This window comes from Psychrobacter sp. (assembly GCF_035469765.1).
Classification (GTDB): Bacteria; Pseudomonadota; Gammaproteobacteria; order Pseudomonadales; family Moraxellaceae; genus Psychrobacter.
On sequence record NZ_DATIRM010000328.1, the window covers coordinates 1 to 2,824 of the forward strand.

Genomic DNA, 2,824 nt, shown 5'->3' on the forward strand with positions numbered 1-2,824 from the left:
ATCAGCAGGACTGGCGATACCATTGACGGTAGTATCGATAGCACGCGCATTATCTTGAAGCTCACGAGTAAAGAAATCATTAAAGCTCTCATAAGCGTTTAGGCTTTGACGCTCATATTCATCTAGGCTAACATCATACGCTTTGGCAAAACTGCGGATAAATGTACGCTTGACCCAAGGATGGCGGCTGGCAGCTAAACGCCCAGCGACTTTACTGATTTTTTGCTGCGGTACAAATTGCTGTAAGGTAGTAAATACATTCATAATAGATGACCAAAGTAGGGATTAAAAAATAGTTATTAAAATAACAAGTCGTACTAGAAATCATAGATAACTGGATTTATTCATAGATAAGTATATTTTATCATGGTCAGCAGCAGACTGTATGACCATAATCGTTAAAGGAAGTAAGCAATGAGAGCTCTTATCCAGCGGGTCAAACATGCCAGTGTCAGCGTTGATGGGCAGGAGTGTGGTGCTATTGAACAAGGTGTACTGGCGTATATTGGCTTGGGACACGATGATAACTTACAAAGTGCGCAGCGAATGACCGATAGAATCCTCACTTATCGCATCTTTGAAAATGATGACAATCCTGCCAAATACGGTAAACTGGATAAAAATGTCCAGCAAGTGGGCGGTGGTCTATTATTGGTCTCACAATTTACCTTGATGGCAAAGACAGATAAAGGTCGTCGTCCTGACTTTGGCGACGCGATGGCACCTGACGCGGCGCAAGCGTTATTTGCGCAAATGATTGCTTATGCTAAGACCCAACATCCTAATATTGCAATAGGTCAGTTTGGTGCTGATATGCAAGTATTGAGTGTCAATGATGGACCATTAAACTTTTTATTAGAAGTGAATTAATACATTAGAATTGCCACTAAGTATCATAAAGTTAAAAGTAAATGTCATCATACTGTCATAATTAAGTTCTTTAATAAAGGAACGCATATCTGCGTTTACTACTGCTTTTATAAGCTCTATTTTGTCCTCTAACACTAAGAATACACTATGTCTAAAGAGCAAATTTTGATTGTTGAAGATGAAGATGGCATTCGTGAAATGGTTGTCATGACTCTAGAGATGGCGGGCTTTGAGAGTTTGCAGGCAGCTAATGTGTCAGAGGCGCATCAACAGGTGGTAGATCATAGACCAGCACTGATTTTATTAGACTGGATGTTGCCCGGTGATAAAAGTGGCATCGATTTTTGCCGTATGCTAAAAAGCGATACGCTGCTCGCTGAGATACCAGTCATTATGTTGACTGCCAAAAGTGAAGAAGACAGTAAGGTGCATGGTCTTGATGCGGGTGCTGATGATTATATGACTAAGCCTTTCTCGACCCGTGAGCTTATCTCAAGAATCAAAGCGGTATTGCGCCGTAGTAACGCGCTAAGCGGCGACAAACCTATCAATATAGGTAAGCTAACTTTAGATGCCAAAAGCCACCGCTTTATGGTGGGTGATGACATTATCGATATGGGTCCGACAGAATACCGTTTATTAGCGTTTTTTATGAGTCATCCAGAACGCGCTTATACCCGCGCTCAGCTGCTCGACCAAGTATGGGGCGGCAACGTCTATATCGAAGATAGAACGATTGACGTTCACGTAAAACGTTTGCGCACATTACTGCGTCCACATGATTGTGATACATTGATACAAACGGTGCGCGGTACGGGTTATCGATTTTCTAACCGTATCGAAAAAGGTTAATCACTAGGGCGTGTCCTCATTTTTATCTCCATGTTTAAAATGAGGACACGCCCTAGTAATATGAGTATTGTAGAGTGTCGCCTCTCATCGGGAGCGACCAATAGTAGAGACAAAGCAAAAAATAACGGACAAATAAAAATGCCTATCCAAGATAATGAGCAGGGTGCCACAAATCAACTTAAAAAAATCAGAAGTGCCTTACGAGCATTACGTGATGCCGTCATTTTGCTCAATGACGATGATGGGCTTGAATGGTGGAACCAAGCGGCGCAGGATTTATTATTGTTGCAATCCTCAGATAAAGGCAGGTGCATTTTTGATTTTATTCAAGTCCCTGAATTTTTTAAGTATTATCAGGAGGCAACGACGCTTAATACCGATGCCGATGAGAGTGTACATATCGTCTCGTGGCAAGACCCAAATCGCTATCTGAAGTGTGAGCTGACGCCGTTTGGCGATGAAAAACTGCTGATTATTTATGATGTGACCCGCTTGCAGCATTTGGAGGGTATGCGCCGCGACTTTGTGGCCAATGTCTCGCACGAACTACGTACGCCATTGACGGTACTGATGGGTTATCTAGAGAATTTCTCAGATCAGCCAGATATGCCTGCGCATTGGCGACGCGGTTTTGAGCTAATGACCCAGCAGACGGCGCGCATGAATAGAGTCGTCAATGATTTATTGCTGCTATCACGTATCGAAATTGAAGAAACTCATGCGTTTAATGATATTGATATGACCAAGCTACTCACTCAGGTCTATGATGATGCGCAGGCATATAATCAAGAATATAAGCATACCATTCACTTGCATATTGATACTTATGACGGGCTATATGGCTCAGAGATGTACTTGAATAGCGCACTGTCTAATCTAGTCATTAACGCGATTAAATACACACCGAAAGGCGGCAATATCTCGATCAGCTGGACTAAGACGATTGAGGGTTGTCGATTTGCGGTTGAGGATGATGGTATCGGTATCGCGCCGCAGCATCTTACACGTTTGACTGAGCGTTTTTATCGCGTCGATAGTGGTCGTAGCAGAGCGACAGGTGGTACCGGTCTTGGGTTAGCGATTGTAAAACATGTTTTATACC

The 2,824-nt window shown here is 42.8% G+C and carries 3 protein-coding genes and 1 pseudogene; 3 read left to right on the plus strand and 1 reads right to left on the minus strand.

Annotated features, from left to right (window positions below):
* A pseudogene (locus VLN09_RS09150) lies at positions 1 to 264 on the minus strand (phosphatidylserine decarboxylase); the annotation flags it as partial.
* Positions 265 to 414: 150 nt separating this feature from the next.
* Between VLN09_RS09150 and dtd the strand changes: the two are divergent.
* The 3 genes from dtd to phoR form a co-directional block, all read left to right on the plus strand.
* Positions 415 to 870: a D-aminoacyl-tRNA deacylase gene (gene dtd, locus VLN09_RS09155; RefSeq protein WP_325245814.1), complete on the plus strand. Its 456-nt coding sequence runs from the start codon at positions 415 to 417 to the stop codon at positions 868 to 870.
* Between the two features lie 147 nt (positions 871 to 1,017).
* Positions 1,018 to 1,722: a phosphate regulon transcriptional regulator PhoB gene (gene phoB / locus VLN09_RS09160; RefSeq protein WP_325245816.1), complete on the plus strand. Its 705-nt coding sequence runs from the start codon at positions 1,018 to 1,020 to the stop codon at positions 1,720 to 1,722.
* Between the two features lie 60 nt (positions 1,723 to 1,782).
* Positions 1,783 to 2,824: phosphate regulon sensor histidine kinase PhoR (gene phoR, locus VLN09_RS09165; protein ID WP_325245818.1), on the plus strand; the 1,042-nt coding region annotated here is incomplete at its 3' end.